Raw genomic sequence first — 22,935 nt, 5'->3', positions numbered from 1 at the left:
ATCATTAATCATCTATCTCATTGAATGCTTTTTTTAACTCTATAAGTTTATCTCGCAACTCTGCTGCAAGTTCAAAATTCAATTCTGCTGCTGCTTTTTTCATCTTCTTTGTAATACTTCCGATTAATTTCTCTAGTTCCTCTTTGCTCATAGATTCTGGATCTTTCTCCATCTGCAATTCCGAAGTATCCACTTTCTTAGAAATGCTGATCAAATCTCGAACTGCTTTTTTAATTGTCTGAGGTGTGATTCCATTTTCCTCATTATATTTCATCTGAATTTCTCGACGTCTTTTTGTTTCTTCTATTGCCATTCTCATAGAATCGGTCACCGTATCAGCATACATAATAACATGACCTTCTGCATTTCTCGCCGCACGTCCTATCGTCTGTATCAACGAAGTCTCTGATCTCAAAAAGCCTTCCTTATCTGCATCTAAAATTGCAACAAGTGTAATCTCCGGAATATCTAATCCTTCTCTCAGCAAATTAATCCCGACCAATACGTCAAAAACATCCATACGCATATCACGTATAATCTCTGTTCGTTCTAATGTATCAATATCGGAATGTAAATATTTTACACGTACACCGACTTCTCTTAAATAGTCTGTTAAGTCTTCTGCCATTCTTTTCGTCAATGTTGTGATTAATATTTTGTTCTTTTTCGCAACTTCTTTGTTAATCTCACCTAGCAAATCATCTATCTGTCCCTCAACCGGCCGCACTTCAACCTCAGGATCAAGAAGACCTGTTGGACGGATCACCTGCTGAGCACGCAATAATTCATGTTCTTCCTCATACACGCCAGGCGTAGCTGAGACAAACAACACTTGATTCACCTTGCTTTCAAACTCCTCAAAATTGAGAGGTCTGTTATCTTTAGCAGAAGGCAGACGGAATCCATAATCAACCAACGTTGTCTTTCTTGACTGATCTCCATGATACATCCCCGCTATTTGTGGAACTGTCTTATGTGATTCGTCAATCATCATAATAAAATCATCTGGGAAATAATCAATCAATGTATATGGAGGCTGCCCCGGTTGCAATCCGGATAGATGTCTGGAATAATTTTCAATGCCGGAACAAAAACCTGTTTCTTTTAACATTTCAACATCAAAATTTGTACGCTCTGCTATACGCTGTGCCTCCAATAATTTATCTTGGCGTTTGAATTCCTTCACACGTTCTTCCAATTCATCTTCAATCGCACCTACAGCACGTTTTATGTTTTCCTTATCAACAACATAATGTGAAGCCGGGAAAATTGCAGCATGTTTTAATTCGCCCTTAATTTCACCGGTTAAAACATCAACTTCAACAATTCTATCAATTTCATCTCCAAAAAATTCCACTCTGATAGCAGTGCTTTCAGCATTAGCCGGTATCACTTCCACAACATCTCCTCTGACACGAAATGTACCTCTATGAAAATCCATATCATTACGATTGTACTGAATTTCTATTAATTTTGAAATCAATTCATCTCTGTCCTTCTCCATGCCCGGACGCAATGAAATAACCATATTCTGATAATCTAATGGACTACCAAGACCATAAATACAAGAAACACTGGCTACTATAATAACATCTCTACGTTCTGTCAGTGCCATTGTTGCGGATAAACGCAATTTATCTATCTCATCATTAATTGCTGAATCTTTAGCAATATAAGTATCTGAAGACGGAACATAAGCTTCTGGTTGATAGTAGTCATAATAGGAGACAAAATATTCCACTGCGTTATCCGGAAAGAATTCTTTAAATTCCCCATATAACTGCGCTGCCAGTGTCTTATTGTGTGCTATGATCAGCGTTGGTTTATTCAATTGTTGGATGACATTCGCCATCGTAAATGTCTTACCAGATCCGGTGACGCCAAGCAATGTCTGACACTGATTGCCTTCTTTAAAACCTTCGACTAGTTCTTTGATTGCCTGTGGCTGATCTCCTGTTGGTTTATATTCTGATACTAATTCAAAATGATCCATATGATTTCTCCTGATTGAATCTAATTTATTTTGGAATGTAGTAATATTATTTCTAGTATTGTTACTTGTCTAGTATATCATTCAATATAAAAAAAGTACAGAACAAAACCGAATGTTTGTTCTGTACTTTTGTATTTGTGTTGCTGTTCACTCTCGCGTTGACAGAATAACCTTTTAAGATATATAATATTTTTATTACATTTGTAAGATTTGGAGGAATATCACATGAGCAATCTGCCTCAAATTTCAGAAGCTGAATTTGAAGTTATGAAAATCGTTTGGAAATACGCACCAATCAGCACCAATGAAATTACTGAAAAATTAACACAAATTTCCAGTTGGAGTCCTAAAACAATTCAGACATTGATTAAACGTCTCGTTTCTAAAAAAGCACTAACCTATGAAAAACAAAGCCGGGTTTTTGTCTATACTCCATTGGTCATGGAAGACGAATATATTCGGCAGGAAAGTAATTCTTTTTTAAAGCGTTATTATAATGGTAATATCACTTCTATGCTTTCCTCTTACATTGAGGATGATAAATTGTCTGAAGAAGACATTGCCAGCTTACGGAATCTTCTTTCCAATCATTAACCATGGGAGGAGCATATTTTGATATATTTTAGTTTTCGATTTTTACTCTGTAATGCCATCATTTGTATTTTTTTAGGTAGTTTACTGGGATTAAAAAATTTATTGCAAAGGCAATTATCCGCACGTATGCAATATAATCTTTCGATTATATTTCTTGCCGTTCTAATTGTTCCCTTTTTACCGATAAACTCTGCCCCATCTTCTATATCGTGTAGCCATTTGCTGACAGCCAGTTCAAGTACCAATGGTGACATTCAAACCACTTTTCTTTCTGGTAATGGTTATAATTTGGATAAAATAAATGATTTTGCTGTCTCTGTCAGCACCCAAATACCAACTTTTATTCACACATTACTTGTATTTTTCTGGAGTATCGGTATATTCATAATGTTTTTTCTTCTCTACCGCTCAGTAAAACAAGTAAAAGCCTTACATAGTTCTGCTTTACCTCTTCAAAATGAAGAACTAAACGCTCTTTATATAGAATGTTTAAACGAAGTGAACAGCAAGCATACCATTCCGATTTATAGTACAGCATTTTTGAAATCTCCTGTTTTGGCTGGTTTCCTGCATCCTCGCATTTATCTTCCAATTCACTTAATTTCAGATTTTAACGCTGGAACTATAAGCGCAACTGATATTCGATATATGCTTCTTCATGAACTGCAGCACTACAAGCATAAAGATATTCTAATTGGATATTTGATAAATACAGTAAATGTTTTCTACTGGTTCAATCCCCTAATCTGGTATTTTCTAAAAAGAATACGTCAGGAACGGGAACTTGCCTGCGACAGTGCTGTATTACAATTATTGAAAGAAACAGAATACAAGTCATATGGAAATACACTGATTAACTTTGCCGAAACAATAGCTCTGTCTCCATTCCCTCTTACTATGGGAATTAGTGGAAATATAAAACAGTTAAAAGGACGCATTTTAAATATTGCATCATTCCACCAACCTACTTTTAAACAAAAAATTCGTGGATATCTTATATGCATATTCGTCTCTACTATCATCATTGGATGCATTCCCATACTTTCTGTTTATGCTTCTGATCAGACTGGGTATCATTTTGACACAACCGAAAAGAATATTACTCAGCTAAATCTTTCTTCCGATTTTGGGGACTACACCGGAAGTTTTGTTTTATATGATCAGTCTGCTGATAAATGGAATATTTATAATATGGATCATGCTTCCACACGTGTATCACCGAATTCGACTTATAAAATATATGATGCATTACTTGGCTTGGAATCTGGAATTATTACACCAGAACATTCCACTTTCACATGGAATGGAGAACCATATCCTTTTAATTCATGGGAAGCCGATCAAGATTTAACCTCGGCTATACATAATTCCGTAAACTGGTATTTTCAGGCGATTGATTCACAGGCAGGTTTTGAAGCCGTAAGAACATTTTTACAGACAATAAACTATGGGAATCAGAATACTGGAACAAATCTAAATCTCTATTGGACAGATTTCTCTCTGAAGATATCACCCATAGAGCAGGTGGAATTGTTACAGGATTTCTATCAAAATGATTTTCATTTTGACAGTAAAAATATCCAGGCAGTAAAAAAAGCCCTGCTGCTTTCCACTACTTCTTCCGGTTCTCTTTACGGGAAAACAGGAACCGGGCGTGTCAATGGTAAAGATGTCAATGGCTGGTTTATCGGATACATTGAAACAGCGAATAATACTTACTACTTCGCAACAAATATTCAATCCTCTTCTGGTGCAACTGGAAGTCAGGCTACCGAAATAACAGAATCTGTACTTTCTAATCTTGGTATTTGGAAATAAATAAAGAGAACTGATAGCATAATTTCCCGTTATCAGTTCTCTTTATTTATTTCTTCTCTACTGATCAATTCTGCAAATTACCTAACCGGTACTGATACCTCGGTATATTATCAATACCATTATCTAAAATCCTGTTTCCAACATACTGAATCGTTCCATCATCCTGAATTTTCATCGTAAGTTCGTGTGTAATAACAGCATCATTACATACAACAGAATCACATACTGCATGAATTGTCAAAACAATGGTTCCATCTTCATTGTGCCTGACTTCTGTTACTTCCGGTAAAGACAAGCCAAAATGTGTTGGTGAATAATTACCACATCCCAATCGTTCCCAGATAAACATATTACTTTGTTCATCGTAGACCGCCCATTCTTTCAATTCTTCTTTTGTAACAGGAAGATATGTCATAATTACATTTTCGAACTCTTCTGCTGGAATTCCCACAACCTCTTTTTCTGCAGTAAATTTTTCTCCATATTTCATTTGATAAAAATATTCATAAAGTCCATTATAATCCAACTCCTGCATATCCTCTGCATTCCAGTTTGAACATAACAGATTGTTTCCCTGATAGCCGAACGTACTCACATATTTTTTTGAATATTCCCGACACTCCTCACTCAAAGGCTTTACCCGGATAATACAACTTCCATCTACAATCTCTGTCACTTCCGGTGGTTCAGGTACGCATAATTCATAACAGAAATTCCCATTTTCAGTATATGCCCATTCTTTTATTTTTGATAGCGATATGTATGTAAGTACAGGCTCTGTATCCTCACTCCAGATCATTTTTGCGGACATCACACTCATTTCTTTTCCATCATAACTATATTCTTTTCTAGTAATTCCACCATCTGTATCTGCTTCATATAAAATTACACTTCCTTTTTCTTCTTGTTCTGCAGATTTTAAAAATTGTTCCATCTTCTGGTAATTATCCATAACAGAATAATGATCGGAACCAATGACCGGATTCCCATTTTGTTTGATAATTTCTTCCATCCGATTCATCATTTGCTCAGCAGTGTTCTGATCTGCTTCTTGTATTCCATTATATTCAGAATAAATGTCTCGGATAATGCCCATAATTTCTTCACAATCGTTCGCAACTTCCTTTTTCTTGTCTTCATCGATTGGTAGATTATATCCCTTATCCAGATTTTCCATGATAGTGTTTTTCTGATTCTTCTCATTTTTTCCATCTGTGCTGTTTAACGATATCTTACTTTCACAGGAAGTCAGAATCATTCCTATACAAAGTACTAACAAAATACTTTTTCTTTTCATATTGCCCCCTAATTATTACTGTAATTCTCTTCCCACTCTTCTTCTGTTAACCTTGGCATATACCACCCTGCATTTGCATTTTGATCTGACCTGATTACCTTATTTGATAAATACTGGAAACTTCCGTCTTCCATAGGTTTTATCATCAATTCACTGGTGATTGCCTGATCTAACATTCTGATTTCCCATACTGCTTCTATCGTAAGTTTTAATGTTCCATCTTGTAATTTTTCATATGAGATAACTTCCGGATATGGCTCATATGGGAATTCACAATCATATAACCCTCGCGGTCTGTATCTAAAAGTTCTATTATCAGAGTTATAAAAAGTTCCCTTTTCAATCTCGGTATTACTAAATGGTAAATAGGTCTTTATAACCTCTTCAAACTCATCTTCTGGAACTTCATATTCTGCTCTACCATAATTTGCTTCATATGGAACTTGCTTTCCATATTTCATATAATACATTTTTTCATAAAGATCATAAAAATCAAGTTCCGTATAATTCTGGTTATCCCAATTTGTAATCAACAGATTATTAAGTGCATACCCCAACGGCATAACATATTTTCGATTCAATTCCCGGCATGTTTTATCTAATGGCTGCACTCTGAATCCAGTTTCACCCGGTGCTCCATCAAATCCTGGTGGGTGATATTTCTCCAGAAACAAGTATCCTTTTTCTGTATATTTCCACGCATATGCTTCATATTCATCATAATAATTAGCCTGTGGGCTATTATCCTTCCATTTAACCTGACATAATCGAACATTTATCTTTCCATTCATTGACTCTAAATGATATTGTATAATTTTCCCTTCATCAAATACAACAACAATATCAACTGCTGCCTGTTCTTCTTTCTCCGATGCCTTGCAAAATTCTTCTACTTTTTCACGATTGACCATATCAATCTGATTATCACAATCTACTGCCGCATATCCTTGCATTTTCAGACAATTGATAATTTTTCTTTTCGTTTTTAATGTATTTAACTCTGACTTCTCCTGTATATAGATATTCTGAAAAGTTTGTGCTGTTTCTTTCGCTTCAGCATACATTGCAGATTCTACAGTTTCTTTCTTTTGTACTTTTTCTGTGATTCTTTCTTGTCTGCATCCTGTAAAAACCATAAGAATTATCAATATCACCATCAAAATCTTACATTTGTAATAATTTCTTGTAAAAATTTTTTTATTCTTTAAAATACTCATCCAATACTGTTGCATCTTTTCTAACAACATAACCACTTCCACCGATTCCTTTCACATTCTCAACCATACTGATGAGAAGAATTGGTTTGTCCACATTTTCCTCTGCTGTAAACATTGAAAACCACCCGACTTCTTTACCAGAAGTATCTTCTTTCGTTGCCTTCAACTCTGCTATTTTTTCAAGAGATACATTCCTGTCTTTCAGCTTTCCCGGTATAATACTAACCGATGTCGCTACACCTTTTCCTGCAAGCATTTTACCATTCCGGTCTAATATTTCTCCTCGCTCCGCTTTTGAGGTAGTAACGCTTATTTTATCATCACTCTCTAAATCTGGAAAAATCAAACTATCCTGCCATACTAATTTATAGCCCTGTTTTGTTTTTTCCGTCTTTTTTCATAAATACCCCTTTCTTTCAACGCTTTTATTTTCTTAAATCTTACACTTGTAATATTTGAAAGTCAAGTATTTTCTTAGACATTATATATAGCAGATTTAGGATCAGAAAATCCTGCCTTTTAATATGCCGGAACGCCATATCCATAAATACTACTGCTTCCAATGCTATAACTCCGTCTTGCTACTTTACCTCCACCTGAATCTTTATCTTTCATGGACAGTTTCTTTATTACTCACCTGTGGTAGTTCCCGGCAATACTCTGAGTACTTCATGCGGATTGCTTCATAATTTTACGGTTACCACCGCAACAACTTTTTCATTTTCGAACACTTCATAAATAATAATATAATTTTCTACAATTAGCTGTCGATATCCTTTAAACGCATAAAAACCATGCTTGTGGAAACATTTTTACAACATATTTATCCAAAGTGTTTCCTCCTGAGTTCTCCCAATGCTTCTCGTGCATCTATTAACGCTGCACCTTCAGCAACTTCCCGTTCCGCTTCAAATATTGCTTTATCAATATGGTTCGTGCTAAGCAATTCGTCATAAGTTTCCATACTCATAACTACCAAATCTCCATAACCATTTTTTGTAATGAAAACTGGCTGCTGCTGTTTATGACATAATTCAGATATTTCATTTGTATTACGTAAATCTGTAATTGGTTTGATTACTGGCATTGTAGCGCCTCCTTTCTTTGTACATTATTATAACAGAATATTGTACAGCTTTGCGTTGCATCGTTCCACCGCTTCACGGATTGCATCCCAGTTTTCCCACATCGTTGTCGATCTGCATTCAATCTCATACAGCCAAGACGGGCACTTCTTTTGCCACAGAATTTTCCATGCGGTTTCTTCATATCCATAATCGCACAAGACATCCCCTGTCCATCCGGCTTTTTCTCTCGTGGGACAATCCGTAGGAATCGTAATAGTGCTATCTGGGCTTCTAGGACACCTTTAGGAACTGGCAAAAGAGCTCTACATCAGCCGTCCCTATCTGTCAACAAAATTCAAGAAAGATTCTGGAACAACTCTGACAGATTTTATCTTGCATGAAAAAACAGAGGAAGCAAAACGCCTCCTCCGCTATACTGACAAAACAGCAACTATGATTGAAGCTTACCTCGGATTCTCATCCCAGAGCCACTTTTCACGGTGTTCAAAAAACACATCGGACTGACTCCCGCCGAATATCGAAAGAAATACTCGTAAATGAGAATTTAGTTTTTCCTTCTCGATTCTTACAAACCCAGTTTTTCTTCTGTATTGCTGTTGTTAAGAAATTCTGCCGTTCTCCATTTCATATACCACATCTGCCACATTCATTGTGGATACTCTGTGGGATACCAGGACAACCGTTTTTTTCTCCGCTGATTCTTTCAATGATTTTAAGATGATACCCTCATTCAACGAATCCAGATTCGAAGTCGGTTCATCCAGCAGGATCAGCTCTGCATCATGCAAGAATGCTCTTGCGATTCCGATTCTCTGCTTCTCACCGCCAGATAACGTATCTCCCAGTTCTCCGACTTCTGTATCATAGCCTTTCGGAAGTGTCATGATAAAGTCATGAATAGACGCTTTCTTTGCCGCTTCCATAATCTCTTCCCTCGTTGCTCCCGGTTTGGCAATGGCGATATTATTGGCGATACTGTCATGGAACAGGTGTGTTTCCTGCGTCACGTAAGACTCCATATCCCTTAGATGCTTTGTCGGGATCTCTCTGACATCCGCACCATCTACCGACACACTTCCTTCCTGCACATCCCAGAAACGCATCAGCAATTTCAGAAGCGTGGACTTACCGGAACCACTTGCCCCATGAATGCCGGTGATCTGTCCAGGCTGTAAGGTAAGGGAATAATGATCCAGAATCGTATCTGTCTCTGTTTCACTCACCTTATAGGCAAAAGTTACATTCTCTGCTTTTGCCCCTGTAAACGAGGCCTCCCCGGTGTCCCTAGTGTCAGACACATCCCCCGGTATTTCTTCCACAAGCGGTGTCTCTTCTAACAAAGAAAGAACACGCTCACCACTTGCCAGTGTCTGGTTCAGGTTGTTGGAAAGGCTTGATAATGCTACTACCGGGCCGAAAGAACCCATCATTGCGATCGTACAGGTTAAGATTCCCTCGAATCCCATCTCGCCCTTTGCATAGAGCCAGATCGTCAGTGCCAGCATTCCAAAGGATGCAAGCAGGATGACCATGTTCGTAAATGAACGCTGTGAGCCTTCCATTTTGCTTAAATCCTCCTGCATTCCGGCAAGGTTTTTGGATTGCCCTGTCATCTGCTCTTTTCTCTTTTCGCCCTGTCCGTACTGGATGGTTTCATCTAATCCACGTAAGGAATCCAGAACAAAACTGTTCAGTTCTCCGAAGCTTGTTCTAAACTCCATTCCCTTCTGGCTGCCACGTTTTCCATTCCACATCGGGATGGCTACACCGACAATCAGATAAGCTGCCAGTGCAAGCAGTCCTGCTAACCAGTGATATCTTCCGATAAAGATTACCATGATAATCGAGGTCAGTGTTGCGATCGCAATCGGGGAAATGGTATGTGCATAGAACACTTCCAGTAATTCAATATCTGTTGTAATAATAGAGATCAGATTTCCCTTGTCTCTGCCTTCCAGTTTCGCCGGGCAGAGCTTTCTTAAGGAAGCAAACACTTTATGACGGATGATCGCCAACAGTTTAAAAGCGATAAAATGGTTACAATACTGTTCCACATAATGCAGGATTCCCCGGAGCACTGCGATCACGATCATGACTGTGATAATCGTCTTTACCGGAGTAAATACTAACCACATCTTCTCTACCGGAACGATCATTCCCGCTACCCCTGTCAGAAGTCCATGCACGATGACCTGTCCTGCCAGTATTGTCAAGAAGATCGCACACAAGTAACCCAATGTTCCAAGGATAATTGCTGCCAGCATGATATGGAGCAGGGGTTTTACTAACCCAATCAGGCTTCCCATGATCTGAATGGCACTTCTGCGTTTTGTTGTATTTGTATGTTCACTCATTATGCCACTCCCCCTTTTCCATAGTTTTCCAGAGCCATCTGGCTTTCATATAGATGTCTGTATGCACCATTCTGGCTCATCAGTTCGTCATGTTTTCCACTTTCCTTGATTTCCCCGTCTTTTAAGAAATAAATCTTGTCGGACTTCACGACATTTGCCAGTCTGTGGGAAATCAGAAGCACCGTCTTTGTCTTTGCCAGTTCGTGAATCACATTCATGATCAGTTCTTCACTTTCCACATCGATATTGGATGCCGCTTCATCGAAAATATAAACTGCACTGTCTGTCCGAAGCAATGCTCTGGCAATCACCAGTCTCTGGCACTGGCCGCCGGACAGGTTACTTGCTTTTTCCAGCAACTGTGTCTGTAAGCCATCCTGTGTCTGTAAGAACCCTAAGAGATTGACTTTCTGAAGGACAGCTTCCATCTCTTCTTTCGTTGCGTCCGGTTTTGCCATCTTCAGGTTTTCTTCTACCGTACCTTTGAACAGATAGCTGTTATGGCGAACCAGAACAACCCTCTGCATCAGATTGTTTTCATTCACTTTATTAAGCGATACACCACCGATGGTGATTTCTCCGTTATATCCCCGGTTCTTTGCTGCAAGGATTCCGGCAATCGTACTCTTACCACATCCGGATTCACCAACCAGTGATACAAAACTTCCTGCCGGGAGATTTAAGTTGATGCCTTTTAAAATCTCTCGATCCGCTTCGTAAGAAAAATGGACATCCTTCAAAGACACATCCAATGCGCCATCCGGCAGACATTTTTCTCCCGCCTGTGGTTCCGGCAGATCCAAGATCTTAAAGATCTTGTCACTTGCTGCCATTCCATTCATTGCGATATGGAAAAAGGAACCGAGCAGACGAAGCGGCAGGAAAAACTCGCTCGCAAGCAGGACGATGCAAAGCGTTCCGCTTACTGAAATATTTCCTTTTAAAAACTCAGATACCGCTACTGCCATACCAATCGCCGCACCACCATACGCCACAATATCCATCACACTTGTGGAATTGAGCTGCATGGTCAGTACCTTCATGGTGATCCTGCGGAAGTTCTGGGATTCCACATCCATCTCATCCGCTTTCTGCTGATCTGCCTGATAGATCTTCAGTGTCGTCAGTCCCTGCAGATTCTCAAGGAACGAATCTCCCAGTCCGGTATAGATGCTCCAATAGTTATTTAATAATCTCTTTGCAATCTTCTGTACCACAACGATCGAGATCGGGATCAGTGGCACACAGATCAACAGGATCACACTTGCCTTTACACTCACTCTGCAAAGAATGAGAAATAAGGTCAGTGGTGCGATTAGGCTGTAGAACAACTGCGGAAGGTATTTTCCAAAATACGTTTCCAACTGCTCAACACCCTCTGTCGAAACCTGTACCACCTCAGAAGAAGACACCTGCTCACTGTAGGAAGCTCCCAGTTTCAACATCTTGTCATAAATTTTTTCTCTTAAAATTCTCTTTACATCTACACATGCAAGATACGAAGACCTTGCTCCCATCCGTTCACATACAAATCGTATGATCACCACCAGGACGAGGATCAGAATTGTCCTCTCAATCGCCGGCACTGTCACCGCACGATAGACCACGCGCTCCAACAGTTCAGCAATCGTAAATACTGCCAGTACCTGCGAGAGCAATGCCACCCACTGCCACAGGATGGTGTAGACAATGTACTTTTTGGCGTGGGATAAAAGTCCCACCAGTCTTGTTTTAATCATTTGCTTTTACCAACTCACTTTATTATATATGGGTTTCGTCTTTTTCATTATTTTTACACTATTTTTCTTTCACACTGCACACCAGATGCCATACCGCCAACACCGGATGATACAGAAGCATCCTCGGTCCGGAAAACCGCATGACCACTCGAATCTTCTCCCTCATCTCCGGCTTGTAGCAATGCACTTTACAGTTTGCACAGAATGTTTTCTCTTCCATAAATGGACATTTCTGGCTTCTGAGTCTGGCATAATCCGAAAGTTCCTGACAGGAAGGACACATCTTTCCTGTCGTTTTGTCATATTCCTTATGATTCTTCCGGCAGTACAGCCGGATCATCTCTTCCACGACATACTGTTCTTTCTGCCGCTTTTTTTCTACTTTATTCTTTTTATTCATATCAAAGCTGTTTATTCCGCTTCCATTTCTCCCGTTTTTACTGTCTTTACCCTTAAGAAGAAATACAGGATGTGGCACACCCACACCACTGCCAGACAGATTCTTCCAACCGGCACATTCTTCATGCAGATAAATCCGATCGCCATAACTACGGTCACAGTTCCTACGATCTTGCACTTTGTTCCCATCGTCATGGCTCTTTTCTGGACAAAACTGTCCAGGTGTTTCTTATATAAGTTCGTTCCTATGAACCAATCATGCAGTTTCTTTGAACTCTTGGCAAAGCAGAACAGCGTTGCCATGTAAAACGGAACAGTTGGCAGGATAGGAAGTACAATTCCTATCGTACCAAGTCCCAGACAAAGAAATCCAAGCACGATCCAGACTATTTTTAATGGATTTTTCATCTTCTTTCTTTTCTCCTGTGGGAGTTCTCTCCCTTTTTTATTTGTGATTCTGATTCTATTTTCCTACACCGCCAGCACAAACTTCCGTCCGTCTACTCTCGTCACGCCAAGTTCGATACCATACAGCTCCCTGATACTTTCTTCGGTGATTACTTCCTCCGGATCACCTTCTACCAGTACCACTCCGTCTTTCATTCCGATGATGTTGTCCGAATAAGTGATTGCCTGATTGATGTCATGCAGTACCATAATAATGGTAATGCCAAATTCCTGATTGAGTTTTTTTACAAGCTGCAGGATCTCGATCTGATACCGGATATCCAGATAGGTTGTCGGCTCATCAAGAAACAATGTCTTCGTTCCTTGACAAAGTGCCATTGCGATCCATACTCTCTGGCGCTGTCCTCCGGAAAGTCTTGATACTTCTCTGTCCCGGTACTCCATCAGGTTCGTGACTTCCAGCGCCCACTCGATCATGCGCTCATCCTCGGCACTGTCTCCCTGCATCATCTTTTTATGAGGGGTTCTTCCGAATGCTACCAGATTCTCAACAGTGATATCATCCGATGCACTGTTATACTGCTGGACGATGGCTACTTTTCTGGCAAATTCTTTTAAGTTCAGGTTCTGGATATTCTTTCCCTTGAGGAAAATATTCCCCTTCCCCGGATAGAGATTCTTCGTCATCAGGGAGAACAGAGTGGATTTTCCACATCCGTTCGCCCCCATGATAGTCGTGATCTTACCTTCCTCAATCTTTAAAGATACGCCTTTTAACACTTTATTTTTACCATAGGCAAAATGTAGGTCTCTGACTTCCATCGCCGGCTTGTCTGCCCATTTATCCGCTTTTTTCTCTTTTTTCTTTTGCTCAAAAGTGGAATCTTTCCTGATCAGTTCCATATCTTCCGAGGTCAGCTTGTTTTCTATCTTTTTATTTTGCATACTTCTTAGACCTCCTTAACAGAATGATGAAGAATGGGCCTCCGACCACACTCATGATGATCGATGCGGACACTTCATACGGAGCAGCAATGGTTCTTCCGATGGTATCGGCAAGTAAAAATGTAAATGCCCCGAACAAGGCAGAAAATGGAACTAATGCCTTATGGTCACTTCCTACCAGAATTCTTCCGATATGCGGTACGATCAGTCCTAAGAAACTGATCACTCCGGCCACTGCTGTGGAAATACTTGCAAGCAGTACAGCGATCAGGGAGATCACAATACGCATGGCATTGACATTGATTCCAAGGCTCCTGGCTGTCTTATCTTCCAGCGCCAACAGATTACACATCTTTGTCATGACCAGTGCCAGTACCAGTCCGATTACGACATATGGTACTAAGGTCTTCACATCATCCCATGTCTTCATGGTGATGTTTCCATTGATGATGGCTGCCACACCGGACATATTCCCACCGTTCATGGAGTTTAATGCACTGGAAAGTCCCGTAAACATCGCATCGACTGCCACACCGACAAGGATGATTCTCAGAGGACTTAATCCCCCTTTCCATGACAGGCTGTAAACTAAGACAAATGCAATCACACCGCCAAGAAATGCAAATAATGGAGCGAAGAAAAATAAAGTCGGTGCAAATGCGGTAATCAATACTGCCGCAAAACTTGCTCCACTGGAAATACCAATGATTCCTGGATCAGCAAGAGGGTTCTTAAGTACTGCCTGAAACAACACACCCGATACCGCTATCGCTGCTCCTGCTAACATAGAGATTACAATTCGTGGGAACCGCAGGTCATAGATCGTTGCCACATCTTCATTGTATTCTACAAACAATCCTTTCAGCAGTTCCGGGAAGCTGACCTTCAGGCTTCCGATGTTCACTGCCGCAAAGAATAATGCCACAAGCAGCAAGATCATCACGATAAAAGAAATGGCTGCTTTTGCTGTTTTTCGATGTTTCCTTGCTTTATCCTGTGCGGAGAGGTTCTGGACTTCGGTTTTAGAAGTCTCAGAAGTATTCTGTAATTTGGTCTCTTTCATCTGTCCTCTCCTTTCTACTTGCTCTGCTGTTCGTTGTATTTCTCAGTTGCGTCAGAATCCTTGGCTTTCTTCTGTGCATTGTCACTGGCTTCTTTTGCTTTCTGTGTATCTTCATCACTCTCCGGGTACAGGATCGGCTGTAACTCTTCCAGTGCCTGTGGATATTTAAATGTTGCACTCATGCCAAAGTATTCATACGTCAGGTCATAGACTCTGCCATTCTTCACTGCATCAAAATGCTGCCAGATATCATTCTCAGCAAAATCCTTGTTAAACATATCCACGACCTGATCCGGCAGTGCATGGGCTGCACGCAGGATGATGTCCGGCTCTTTTGTCTTCATATCTTCCGTGTTGACGGTCAGAAATTCCTGATCGGTGTCAGAATATACATTCTCTCCGCCTGCCAGTTCCACCAGACTTCCCACATAGGAGTTCGGTGTGGCAATGATATAACTTCCCGGAAGTCCCATCAGGATCATCACCTTCGGATGCTCCTTGCCTTCATTTTTCTTCTTATAGTCATCATAAAACTCGGTAAATTCCTTCACCAGCTTATCTGCCTGATCCTGCCGGTCGAAGATCTCGCCCAGCTCCTGGATGGAACGGTACATACCCGGTACACTTCTGAGGTTTAAGAATGCCCAGTCAGAACCGATGGCTTCATACTTCGGCTGCAGGTCACTCTGTAAGGATACCGGGCTTAAGATCCAGTCCGGTTTTAAGGATGAAAGAATCTCGGTATCCGGACTCATGGCTGTTCCGACCATCTCTACATCCTTATATCTGTCCGGGATGGTGGATACGGTACTGCTGCATACACCCACCAGATCCAGTTCCAGCTTGTCACAGATATCTGCGGTTGCCGGAGAGGTCGCAATGATCCTCGGCTCTCCATCCAGCTCCTTCACTTTCTTCTTCGCTGCTTCCACCGCAGCCTTTTCCTTCGGATCGGTGATCTTCAATAACGACTCTGCGGATTCCGAAGAAGTATCCGCACTGCTCTCGGTCTTTGTCCCGGAGTCACTGCTTTTCTTTCCCTGACTCTGATCGACACATCCGGCAAGGGAAAAGAGCATGGTCATCGCAAGCAGGACTGCGGATGCTTTCTTTAATCTTCTATTCATCATCGTCCTGTCCACCTCCCCAGCGTCTCCAATTCTTACGGAAATAGAATACCACAGCAGCCACAACACCGATCAGGATCAGACCGACCACCAGAACCGCAATTGCGATCTGAAATACCTTGTTTCCTGAAGTCGATGTGGAAGTACTGTCACTGTCTGCTGCATCTGCATCCTTTGCGGTAGAAAGACTTAATCCTTCTGCACTGTCCAGTGTACTGCTGTCCGTACTCGGAGTTTCCGATTCACTGCTTGGCTTTGCTGCTTCTGATATACTGCTCTGTAATTTCTTACCGGATGACGCACTGCCTGTGGAACTGTCGGATGAAGTACTTCCTGAACTCTGGAGAGAAGAATTTCCAGAGCTTATGCTGCCTGAAGAACCAGATACTGCCGACCCTCCATTGGAAGAACTCTCTGCTGCTGTTCCGTTACTTGCTGCACTTCCAGTTACCATCGTTGCATTCATATCAGTGTTATTACCTTCCTTGTAATCACTTGGGTAGAGATAGAATACAACATTTCTTCCCATTGGTTCTACATACATCGTTCCACGCACGATACAATTTTCACTTGGCACCTGAATTACGACATCGGCTGTCGTTCCGTTACTGTCAGAACCTGTACCTGTCTGTGCATACCCAGTACTTGACCAGCCGGAGTCACCGACACTCTGTACCTGAAAATCATGTCCACTGGTATAATCCATCAGACTCAGACGGATCGTCAGATAATAATTTCCATCATCTGCCACCTCTAAAATACCAGTCGGATACACGCATCCTTCTACCATTCCCTGTCCGGTGGCATACGAGCTTGCACCTCCAGCATCCTCTACCTTGCCTGTAACCGGATTGGAATAACTTCGGTTAATGGTACAGGTATAGACACTACCTGTAGCCGCCTGTGCCTCCACTGCCGGGAAACCAGCCAGCATGGCAAGACCAAGTACCGAAGCCATCACCACAGATTTGATTCTGTTCTTTATCTTTGCTAATCTCATCTTTTTTCTCCTGTTATACTTAAGAAGTCCCTGCCACTTATGTAGCAGAGACTTCCATTTTCTTTCTGCGTAACTGTTAAGATTCCGTCTGCCCGGCTCTGAACAGTTACCTGTCTGCTTACGAACTGCCTGTCAGATCAGGAAGCCATTCTTAAGCTTTTTCTTTATAACGTTTACTTTGTAACTTTTCTTCTCTTGTACTCCATCAGTCCGGCAAGAAGTGCTACTCCACCGAGCAGAAGGAGTGTTGCCCAAAGAGTATTGTTTGCTACGACATCATCTGTCTTAACGCTGGATGCGCCCTTGAGGCTGGAACCTGTACCCTTTCCAAGGCTGGATGTTCCACTCTTCAGACTTGAAGAACCACTTCCAAGTGAGGAAGAACCAAGTTTGCTGCTTCCAAGGGAATTGCTTCCGAGAGTATTATTTCCAAGTGAGCCATTTCCAATCGAAGAACCATTATTGTTATTTCCGTTGGAATTATTGTTGTTGCTATTGTTGTTGTCGTTCTTATCAAAATCCGGATCATCGGATGTGGTTGCTTTTAATGAGCTCCAATCCAGTTTCAGGAATACCGGCTGTGTGCCTGTACCGGAACTGATTGCATCCATGATCGGAACAAATACCTGTAATGGCACATATCCATCATTCAGGGCTTCCGGAATCAGTTCGAATGTAACGACATCAGGATAGTTTGTTCCATAAGAATCAGATACTAATGTTCCATCTGCATTCTTCTGGTAACTGTCTACGGTAACATCTGCAAGATTTCCCTGTGGTGTTCCATACTTCTCATCAGGTGTGTAACCTGTTGTGAAGTATTTCAGCTGACTTAAATATCCAAGTTTCTGTCCTACTGTCAGACCATTGAAGTTCATGGTAATGTAGTATTTTCCATTCTTTACTGTCAGTTTGATGGTATGGTTAATCGCCTCATTTGACATAGAATATGTATTCTTGTCTACTTTGACCATTGTACCGTAAACGGAGTAAACACCATCTGTAAGATTCTTGATATCCAGTTTTCCATCATTTTTCTTTGCTAACTGCTGGATTGCTTCTGTCAGTTTCGTCACCTGTTCATCTACAAGTTTCTGTGATGCTGAATCATTATCCATGACATTCTGTGCACGATTAATTGCACTCTGCAATGTTGCAAGAGAGCTTTCTGTGTAAACGTCTGTCTGACTTACAAATGTTTTTGCTTCTGCAATCTTACTTTCCAGTTTGCTCTTATCTACAACTTCTTTTTCTACCAGTCCATTTAAAGCAGTTGTCAGGGATTTCTCTGCTGCTGCAACTTCTAACTCTGTTGCTTTTGGATTTGCCACAACATTCTCAGCCAGTGTAATTGCTGTATTCAGGACTGTCAGACTGTTGCTTTCGTAAACATCTGTTTTTGCTGCTTCCGCTTTTGCTTTTGCAATCAAGTCATTCAGATTCGTCTTATCTACAGCTCTCAAACCATCCAGTGCTGTCTGGAGTGCTGTTACCTGTGCCTGAACTTCCGCCTTGGTAGCATCTTCTTTTGCTGCCACTGCCTGTGCATTTGTGATCGCTGTTTTTAATGCTTCAAGTGTTGCAGAAGTATAAACAACATCTGTACGGTTTGCTTCTGCTGTTGCTTTTTCAATCAATGCATTCAGTTCTGTCTTGTCTACAACCTGAGTTTCTACTGCGTCTACGGCTGCCTGTAAAGCTTTCACCTGAAGATCAATTTCTTTCTGAGTAGAATTCATGTCATTATACACATCCTGTGCTGTCATATAAGCTGCATTTAAAGCATTCCAGTATTCATCTGCAACATCGCCCTTAGACATAGCCTTCACCTGATCCAGAAGTACTTCGATTACACTGTTATCTCTCTCAACGCCTGTCTCCTGTTTGATATTAGCCCAGTCGATAGAAACTCTGGCAACTTTTGTACCCTGACCTTCACCAATGCTTTCCATAACTGGAACATAAACATCTATATAGAACAGGTTATCGTTCAGTTTAATCGGGATCGATAATTTCTTCGGATACCAGTTTCCTTCGGTATTCTTGTCATAATATTCAGAGTTCTTATCATTAAATAAATCATAAACGTCCGTGTACTCTTCCAGAGTTGTCGCATCAGAAGCCTCATATTTTACCGGATAATTATATTTGTTGTATTCAACCGTATCCATATCGACTTTTTTCAGTTTGTACAGATAGCCTGTCATTCCGGCAAACTGCATAGACTGGAAGTTCATCTCCAGTGTTACTTCACCTTTACCCGTAACTCTTACAATTCCGGTCTGAACCATGGAAGCATTTCCCATAGAATTTTCATCGGATGTTGCGTTGAGCAGTTTGATCGGTACGGAATATGTACCTTCAAAAATCTGCGGATATTTTTCAAAAAGATCACTCTGCTTGTTCTTAACAACAAGTGCTTCATAAGAAGAGGTCAGCAGTTTTGTCTGCTTTTCTACTTCTGCTTTTGTTGCATTGACATCAGCGGATACTTTCTGAGCAGATTTGATTGCTGCCTGGAAACTGTTCCAACTGTTGTCTGTATAAGTGCCGTCATTTGTCTTGGTCAGTGCATCTTCGATATAGCCATTTAATTCTGACTTATCTACTGCATCATCCAGACGAACAAGTGCTTTCACTGCTTTATCCAGTTTTTCAACCTGTTCTTTCATTTCATCTGCTGTCGCATCAGATTTTGCTAATACTTCTTCAGCTTCCTTGATTGCAGACTTCAGATTCTCATAGCTGTCTTTTGTATAATTTGCTTCTGCGTAATTATTTTTCGCATCGGAAACTGCCTGATCCAGTTCTTCTCTTGCTTTTACTTCTTCTTTCATTACAAGACCTGCGGTTGCTGTATCCAAGGCTGTCTCTGCTGCCGTGATTTCTGACTGGAATGCCACCTTATCTGCCAGAACACTTTCTGCTGTAGCAATCGCATCAGTTAATCCAGCAAAAGATTCGCTTGTATAGTTTTTCTCTTTTAACGCTTTCGCATCATTCAGTTTTGATTCCAAATCAGATTTTTTAATTGCCTGTTTTACTGCAGATTTCAAATCAAGATTTAACAGGAGTTCTGCTTCTCCGCTTTCTGTTGTTACTTTTACTTTGTGGTTTTCTACATTTGCAGGAAGTGCAACTACAAGTCTGCCTGCGTCTGTATCTGCATCTGCATATCCGGCACCCTTGCGATACTGCATACCGGTAATTCCGTCCACGTACAGATAAGCAGTTACATTGCCGTCTTTATCTGTATATAAACGAGCAGATTTTAATCCTGCATTCAAATCACTTGCTGTTCCATCCTGATTGGTAAGTGTTGCCTGTACTTCGTAAACACCTTTTTCCATGGAAACGGCTGTTGACATCGGTACAAGTGCATCTACTGCTGACTGAAGGTCTGCGGATGCCTGATCTACATTTGCTTCTGTTACCTTTCCTTCCTGAGCAGTAATCACTGCCTGAAGGTCTGCCCAGCTTTCTGCTGTATATTCTGCTTCATTTAATGCCTTGGCATTTTTCAGAACTTTATTGTATTTGTCAAGTCCAGTTGCCTCTTTTAATCCGCTGATTGCATCAGAAATTTCTTTATCTAATGCTACGATTTCCGAATCGTTTGCAGAAGTTGTTCCGTCGATTACCTTCTGAGCTTTTGCTACTGCGTCAGATAATACTTTGTAAGATTCCTCTGTATAATTGTCGGCTGTATATTTAGATGCTTTATCAACTGCTACAACTAAAACAGATTTATCGTGGGTTGGCTCGTTAATTTCCGCTACAGGTGTTAAACCAGATAAAGTCATAAATGCCGTTCTGCATCCTTCACCAGATCCAGGAACTTTATTCTGAAGTTCATCCATGATAGGGACAAAGAAGTTCAGATATACCCCGTCATCTCTGTCTGCTGATTCCGGGAACTCAAATCCAACTGTCTTTGGATAATACAGATCATACTGTTCTGCATAAGAATCCATATCTGTGCTACCCGAATCATTCAGATAATAACTGTAATAATCAAGTGGTGTATATTCACTTAATACTGGAAGTCCATTTTCTTCTGTCTGTTCATTATTTGCCCAGAATATTCCATTGCTATATCCATAACGACCAGCGATTGTAATTCCCTGCGTATCAAAATAGATATGTTTCTTTCCATTTTCAACTACTAAGCGTGCAGAATCATTAACAACCGCCGAATTACTCATAGATAATCTATCCGGCTGATCCTGTTGCCACATAGTAACATTAACATTATAAACTCCGTCTTTTATTTCAGAAATGTCTGTCTTATCTGATTTTTCTGAAATTGCCAATGTATTATATACGCAAGTAGTTCCTGTTATAACTAACTCATCACCATCCATCCGGATACTACCATCTTCATTTTTATAAGAAGAATTTCCAAAGTTTTCAATCGGATTAAATATCTGGAATACCGGAGCATCATACCATTGAACTTCAATTTTACTTGTGTCCCAGTCCTCTGGTATCTTAACTCTAAGTTCTACCGCTCTTGTCGGTTTAACAGTTGTTCCATTTACATTTATTCCCAAATTATAAATCAAAGCCTTTGATGAACTTCCTGCTAAAAGTGAAAAATATTTATTATATTCACTATCTTCATCTGTATTCTCTTCCAGTAACTCTGCTTTAAATTCCGGATTATCACTACCTACATTGTAGCTGTCTGTTATTACGGTTACACCACAGTCGGTTAAACGTAAATCTTTCTTGGCATTGCTTTTTATTCTTGCCTCTCCATAATAGGTTTTTCCATCGGTTGTTTGAACTTTAATTTGTTTACCGAATACAGCCTCCTGTAAGTTAGAAAATGTAAGAGAAATTTTTCCATCACTTAAAATATTGTCTGAATAAACAGAAATTGTTTTATCTCCTACTTGTTCAGCCGAATATGCATATTTATACTGTAAAAAGTTTGTATTCTCTGTAGTAGAAGTTGATTTATCTCCTAAATCATTTATCCCATTAAGTACCTGAACTGATGCAATGTTATCCGCATTTTTAAGTTCTGTTGAAACTTCCATTTTCTGATTATCGACACTAATGTCATTCGTTCCAGCGAAATAATCATTTACTTCATTCCCTTCTACAGGAAACGCATAAAAATTTACCGTTTCTCCTGCTGTTGTTGAAACTTTTGAAATTTCAAGACCTGCATTTTTATAACTAGAATCGCTCAATTCATTTACCGTTTCTGCTTGACTTAAATCAAATGTAAATTTTCCTGAGTCTATTCCCGAAGCATAAGTATATTTTTTTCCTACCCTTTTATATCCATAGCTGCGAAAACTCTTTACATAAATTGATTTTTCCAAACTATCAACATCAAATGAATACCATGAAACTCCTGTATCTGCTGTCTGTACATCCACATTCTGGATATATTTTTCATTCCACTCTTCACTTATGTATCTGTCTATAGCTGTTCTGACATCTTCTGCTGTATCTTTTTCAAAAATATACGATTCTGGTAAATTATACGTTCCAAAAAGAGCATTCCTCGGTTCTGTTTCATCAGATATAACCCCTGGTTTTGAAAATTGTAATACATCTATTTTATTGTAGTTTTCTATCTGGAGCGTTACATGATAAGTATCATCGCTATTTTTACTAACAATCGCAACATTATCTATAAACTCTGGAATTCCTCCGAGTCCTCCATAATCTCGAATTGATTCTCCAGTCACATCATAAAACGTCAATGGTACAAGATAAGATTTATTCGCTTCTATGCCAGATGTATTCGTTTCTGTCTTTGATACATCTTCTTCTGTTTTTGCAAACGCATCTAGTCCAGACGCCCCGAGCACCATACTTGCACTTAGAGTAAACGCTAATAATTTTTTTATTATTTTCATATTGTCTCCATTCA

At 40.2% G+C, this 22,935-nt stretch carries 17 protein-coding genes; 2 read left to right on the top strand and 15 right to left on the bottom strand.

What is annotated here, in order from left to right:
• Positions 1–4: 4 nt before the first annotated feature.
• Positions 5–1,993: an excinuclease ABC subunit UvrB gene (gene uvrB, locus D8Q48_RS01005; protein WP_121055103.1), complete on the bottom strand. Its 1,989-nt coding sequence runs from the start codon at positions 1,991–1,993 to the stop codon at positions 5–7.
• Between the two features lie 225 nt (positions 1,994–2,218).
• Between uvrB and D8Q48_RS01000 the strand changes: the two genes are divergently transcribed.
• Both D8Q48_RS01000 and D8Q48_RS00995 read left to right on the top strand, forming a co-directional pair.
• Complete coding sequence (locus tag D8Q48_RS01000; RefSeq protein ID WP_121055101.1) at positions 2,219–2,587, top strand: BlaI/MecI/CopY family transcriptional regulator; 369 nt, start codon at positions 2,219–2,221, stop codon at positions 2,585–2,587.
• 18 nt (positions 2,588–2,605) lie between these two features.
• A complete protein-coding gene (locus D8Q48_RS00995; RefSeq protein WP_118688496.1) occupies positions 2,606–4,405 on the top strand; it encodes a BlaR1 family beta-lactam sensor/signal transducer in 1,800 nt (599 codons plus the stop codon).
• 64 nt (positions 4,406–4,469) lie between these two features.
• Here D8Q48_RS00995 and D8Q48_RS00990 read toward each other — a convergent pair whose 3' ends face one another.
• The 14 genes from D8Q48_RS00990 to D8Q48_RS00915 all read right to left on the bottom strand — a co-directional run bounded on the left by D8Q48_RS00990 (position 4,470) and on the right by D8Q48_RS00915 (position 22,921).
• Complete coding sequence (locus D8Q48_RS00990) at positions 4,470–5,702, bottom strand: DUF6070 family protein (RefSeq protein WP_118688495.1); 1,233 nt, start codon at positions 5,700–5,702, stop codon at positions 4,470–4,472.
• Positions 5,703–5,710: 8 nt separating this feature from the next.
• A complete protein-coding gene (locus D8Q48_RS00985) occupies positions 5,711–6,949 on the bottom strand; it encodes a DUF6070 family protein (protein ID WP_243116194.1) in 1,239 nt (412 codons plus the stop codon).
• Positions 6,900–7,265 carry a hypothetical protein gene (locus D8Q48_RS17755; RefSeq protein WP_330514143.1) on the bottom strand — a complete coding sequence of 122 codons (366 nt, stop codon included), beginning with the start codon at positions 7,263–7,265 and terminating at the stop codon, positions 6,900–6,902. Before D8Q48_RS17755 ends, D8Q48_RS00985 begins: the two co-directional genes overlap by 50 nt.
• 477 nt (positions 7,266–7,742) lie before the next feature.
• The gene (locus D8Q48_RS00970; RefSeq protein WP_117989245.1) at positions 7,743–8,006 is read right to left on the bottom strand and encodes a type II toxin-antitoxin system prevent-host-death family antitoxin; all 264 of its coding nucleotides are present in this window, start codon (positions 8,004–8,006) and stop codon (positions 7,743–7,745) included.
• A gap of 27 nt (positions 8,007–8,033) precedes the next feature.
• Positions 8,034–8,204 carry a hypothetical protein gene (locus D8Q48_RS00965; RefSeq protein WP_243116193.1) on the bottom strand — a complete coding sequence of 57 codons (171 nt, stop codon included), beginning with the start codon at positions 8,202–8,204 and terminating at the stop codon, positions 8,034–8,036.
• 402 nt (positions 8,205–8,606) lie between these two features.
• Positions 8,607–10,361 carry an ABC transporter ATP-binding protein gene (locus D8Q48_RS00955; protein ID WP_118688492.1) on the bottom strand — a complete coding sequence of 585 codons (1,755 nt, stop codon included), beginning with the start codon at positions 10,359–10,361 and terminating at the stop codon, positions 8,607–8,609.
• Positions 10,361–12,100, bottom strand: a complete 1,740-nt coding sequence (locus tag D8Q48_RS00950; RefSeq protein ID WP_121055099.1) for an ABC transporter ATP-binding protein/permease — start codon at positions 12,098–12,100, stop codon at positions 10,361–10,363. The genes D8Q48_RS00955 and D8Q48_RS00950 overlap by 1 nt, the downstream gene beginning before the upstream one ends.
• A gap of 58 nt (positions 12,101–12,158) precedes the next feature.
• Positions 12,159–12,500, bottom strand: a complete 342-nt coding sequence (locus D8Q48_RS00945) for a nitrous oxide-stimulated promoter family protein (RefSeq protein WP_117539274.1) — start codon at positions 12,498–12,500, stop codon at positions 12,159–12,161.
• Positions 12,501–12,511: 11 nt separating this feature from the next.
• A complete protein-coding gene (locus tag D8Q48_RS00940) occupies positions 12,512–12,907 on the bottom strand; it encodes a YbaN family protein (RefSeq protein WP_005340203.1) in 396 nt (131 codons plus the stop codon).
• A 63-nt stretch (positions 12,908–12,970) separates the two neighbouring features.
• Entirely contained in the window at positions 12,971–13,852 is an 882-nt protein-coding gene (locus tag D8Q48_RS00935; protein ID WP_330514141.1) for an ABC transporter ATP-binding protein, read from the bottom strand.
• A complete protein-coding gene (locus D8Q48_RS00930) occupies positions 13,842–14,915 on the bottom strand; it encodes an iron ABC transporter permease (protein WP_117989250.1) in 1,074 nt (357 codons plus the stop codon). Before D8Q48_RS00930 ends, D8Q48_RS00935 begins: the two co-directional genes overlap by 11 nt.
• A gap of 14 nt (positions 14,916–14,929) precedes the next feature.
• Positions 14,930–16,045, bottom strand: coding sequence for a heme ABC transporter substrate-binding protein IsdE (isdE, locus tag D8Q48_RS00925; RefSeq protein ID WP_117989251.1), 1,116 nt, complete (start codon positions 16,043–16,045; stop codon positions 14,930–14,932).
• Positions 16,035–17,042 carry a heme-binding Shp domain-containing protein gene (locus D8Q48_RS00920; protein WP_118688490.1) on the bottom strand — a complete coding sequence of 336 codons (1,008 nt, stop codon included), beginning with the start codon at positions 17,040–17,042 and terminating at the stop codon, positions 16,035–16,037. The genes isdE and D8Q48_RS00920 overlap by 11 nt, the downstream gene beginning before the upstream one ends.
• 173 nt (positions 17,043–17,215) lie before the next feature.
• A complete protein-coding gene (locus D8Q48_RS00915; protein ID WP_130647805.1) occupies positions 17,216–22,921 on the bottom strand; it encodes an NEAT domain-containing protein in 5,706 nt (1,901 codons plus the stop codon).
• Positions 22,922–22,935: the final 14 nt, after the last annotated feature.

Source organism: Ruminococcus sp. B05, from assembly GCF_003628495.1.
Classification (GTDB): domain Bacteria; phylum Bacillota; class Clostridia; order Lachnospirales; family Lachnospiraceae; genus Schaedlerella; species Schaedlerella hominis.
The sequence above is the reverse complement of the archived record's forward strand: the minus strand, read 5'-3'. Positions and strand labels throughout refer to the sequence as shown.

Excerpts from the sequence above, each read along its gene's own strand:
- uvrB (WP_121055103.1), bottom strand. The coding sequence starts at position 1,993 with ATGGATCATTTTGAATTAGTATCAGAATATAAACCAACAGGAGATCAG.
- D8Q48_RS01000 (WP_121055101.1), top strand. The coding sequence starts at position 2,219 with ATGAGCAATCTGCCTCAAATTTCAGAAGCTGAATTTGAAGTTATGAAA.
- D8Q48_RS00990 (WP_118688495.1), bottom strand. The coding sequence starts at position 5,702 with ATGAAAAGAAAAAGTATTTTGTTAGTACTTTGTATAGGAATGATTCTG.
- D8Q48_RS00985 (WP_243116194.1), bottom strand. The coding sequence starts at position 6,949 with ATGTTGTTAGAAAAGATGCAACAGTATTGGATGAGTATTTTAAAGAAT.
- D8Q48_RS00970 (WP_117989245.1), bottom strand. The coding sequence starts at position 8,006 with ATGCCAGTAATCAAACCAATTACAGATTTACGTAATACAAATGAAATA.
- D8Q48_RS00955 (WP_118688492.1), bottom strand. The coding sequence starts at position 10,361 with ATGAGTGAACATACAAATACAACAAAACGCAGAAGTGCCATTCAGATC.
- D8Q48_RS00950 (WP_121055099.1), bottom strand. The coding sequence starts at position 12,100 with ATGATTAAAACAAGACTGGTGGGACTTTTATCCCACGCCAAAAAGTAC.
- D8Q48_RS00945 (WP_117539274.1), bottom strand. The coding sequence starts at position 12,500 with ATGAATAAAAAGAATAAAGTAGAAAAAAAGCGGCAGAAAGAACAGTAT.
- D8Q48_RS00940 (WP_005340203.1), bottom strand. The coding sequence starts at position 12,907 with ATGAAAAATCCATTAAAAATAGTCTGGATCGTGCTTGGATTTCTTTGT.
- D8Q48_RS00935 (WP_330514141.1), bottom strand. The coding sequence starts at position 13,852 with ATGCAAAATAAAAAGATAGAAAACAAGCTGACCTCGGAAGATATGGAA.
- D8Q48_RS00930 (WP_117989250.1), bottom strand. The coding sequence starts at position 14,915 with ATGAAAGAGACCAAATTACAGAATACTTCTGAGACTTCTAAAACCGAA.
- isdE (WP_117989251.1), bottom strand. The coding sequence starts at position 16,045 with ATGATGAATAGAAGATTAAAGAAAGCATCCGCAGTCCTGCTTGCGATG.
- D8Q48_RS00920 (WP_118688490.1), bottom strand. The coding sequence starts at position 17,042 with ATGAGATTAGCAAAGATAAAGAACAGAATCAAATCTGTGGTGATGGCT.
- D8Q48_RS00915 (WP_130647805.1), bottom strand. The coding sequence starts at position 22,921 with ATGAAAATAATAAAAAAATTATTAGCGTTTACTCTAAGTGCAAGTATG.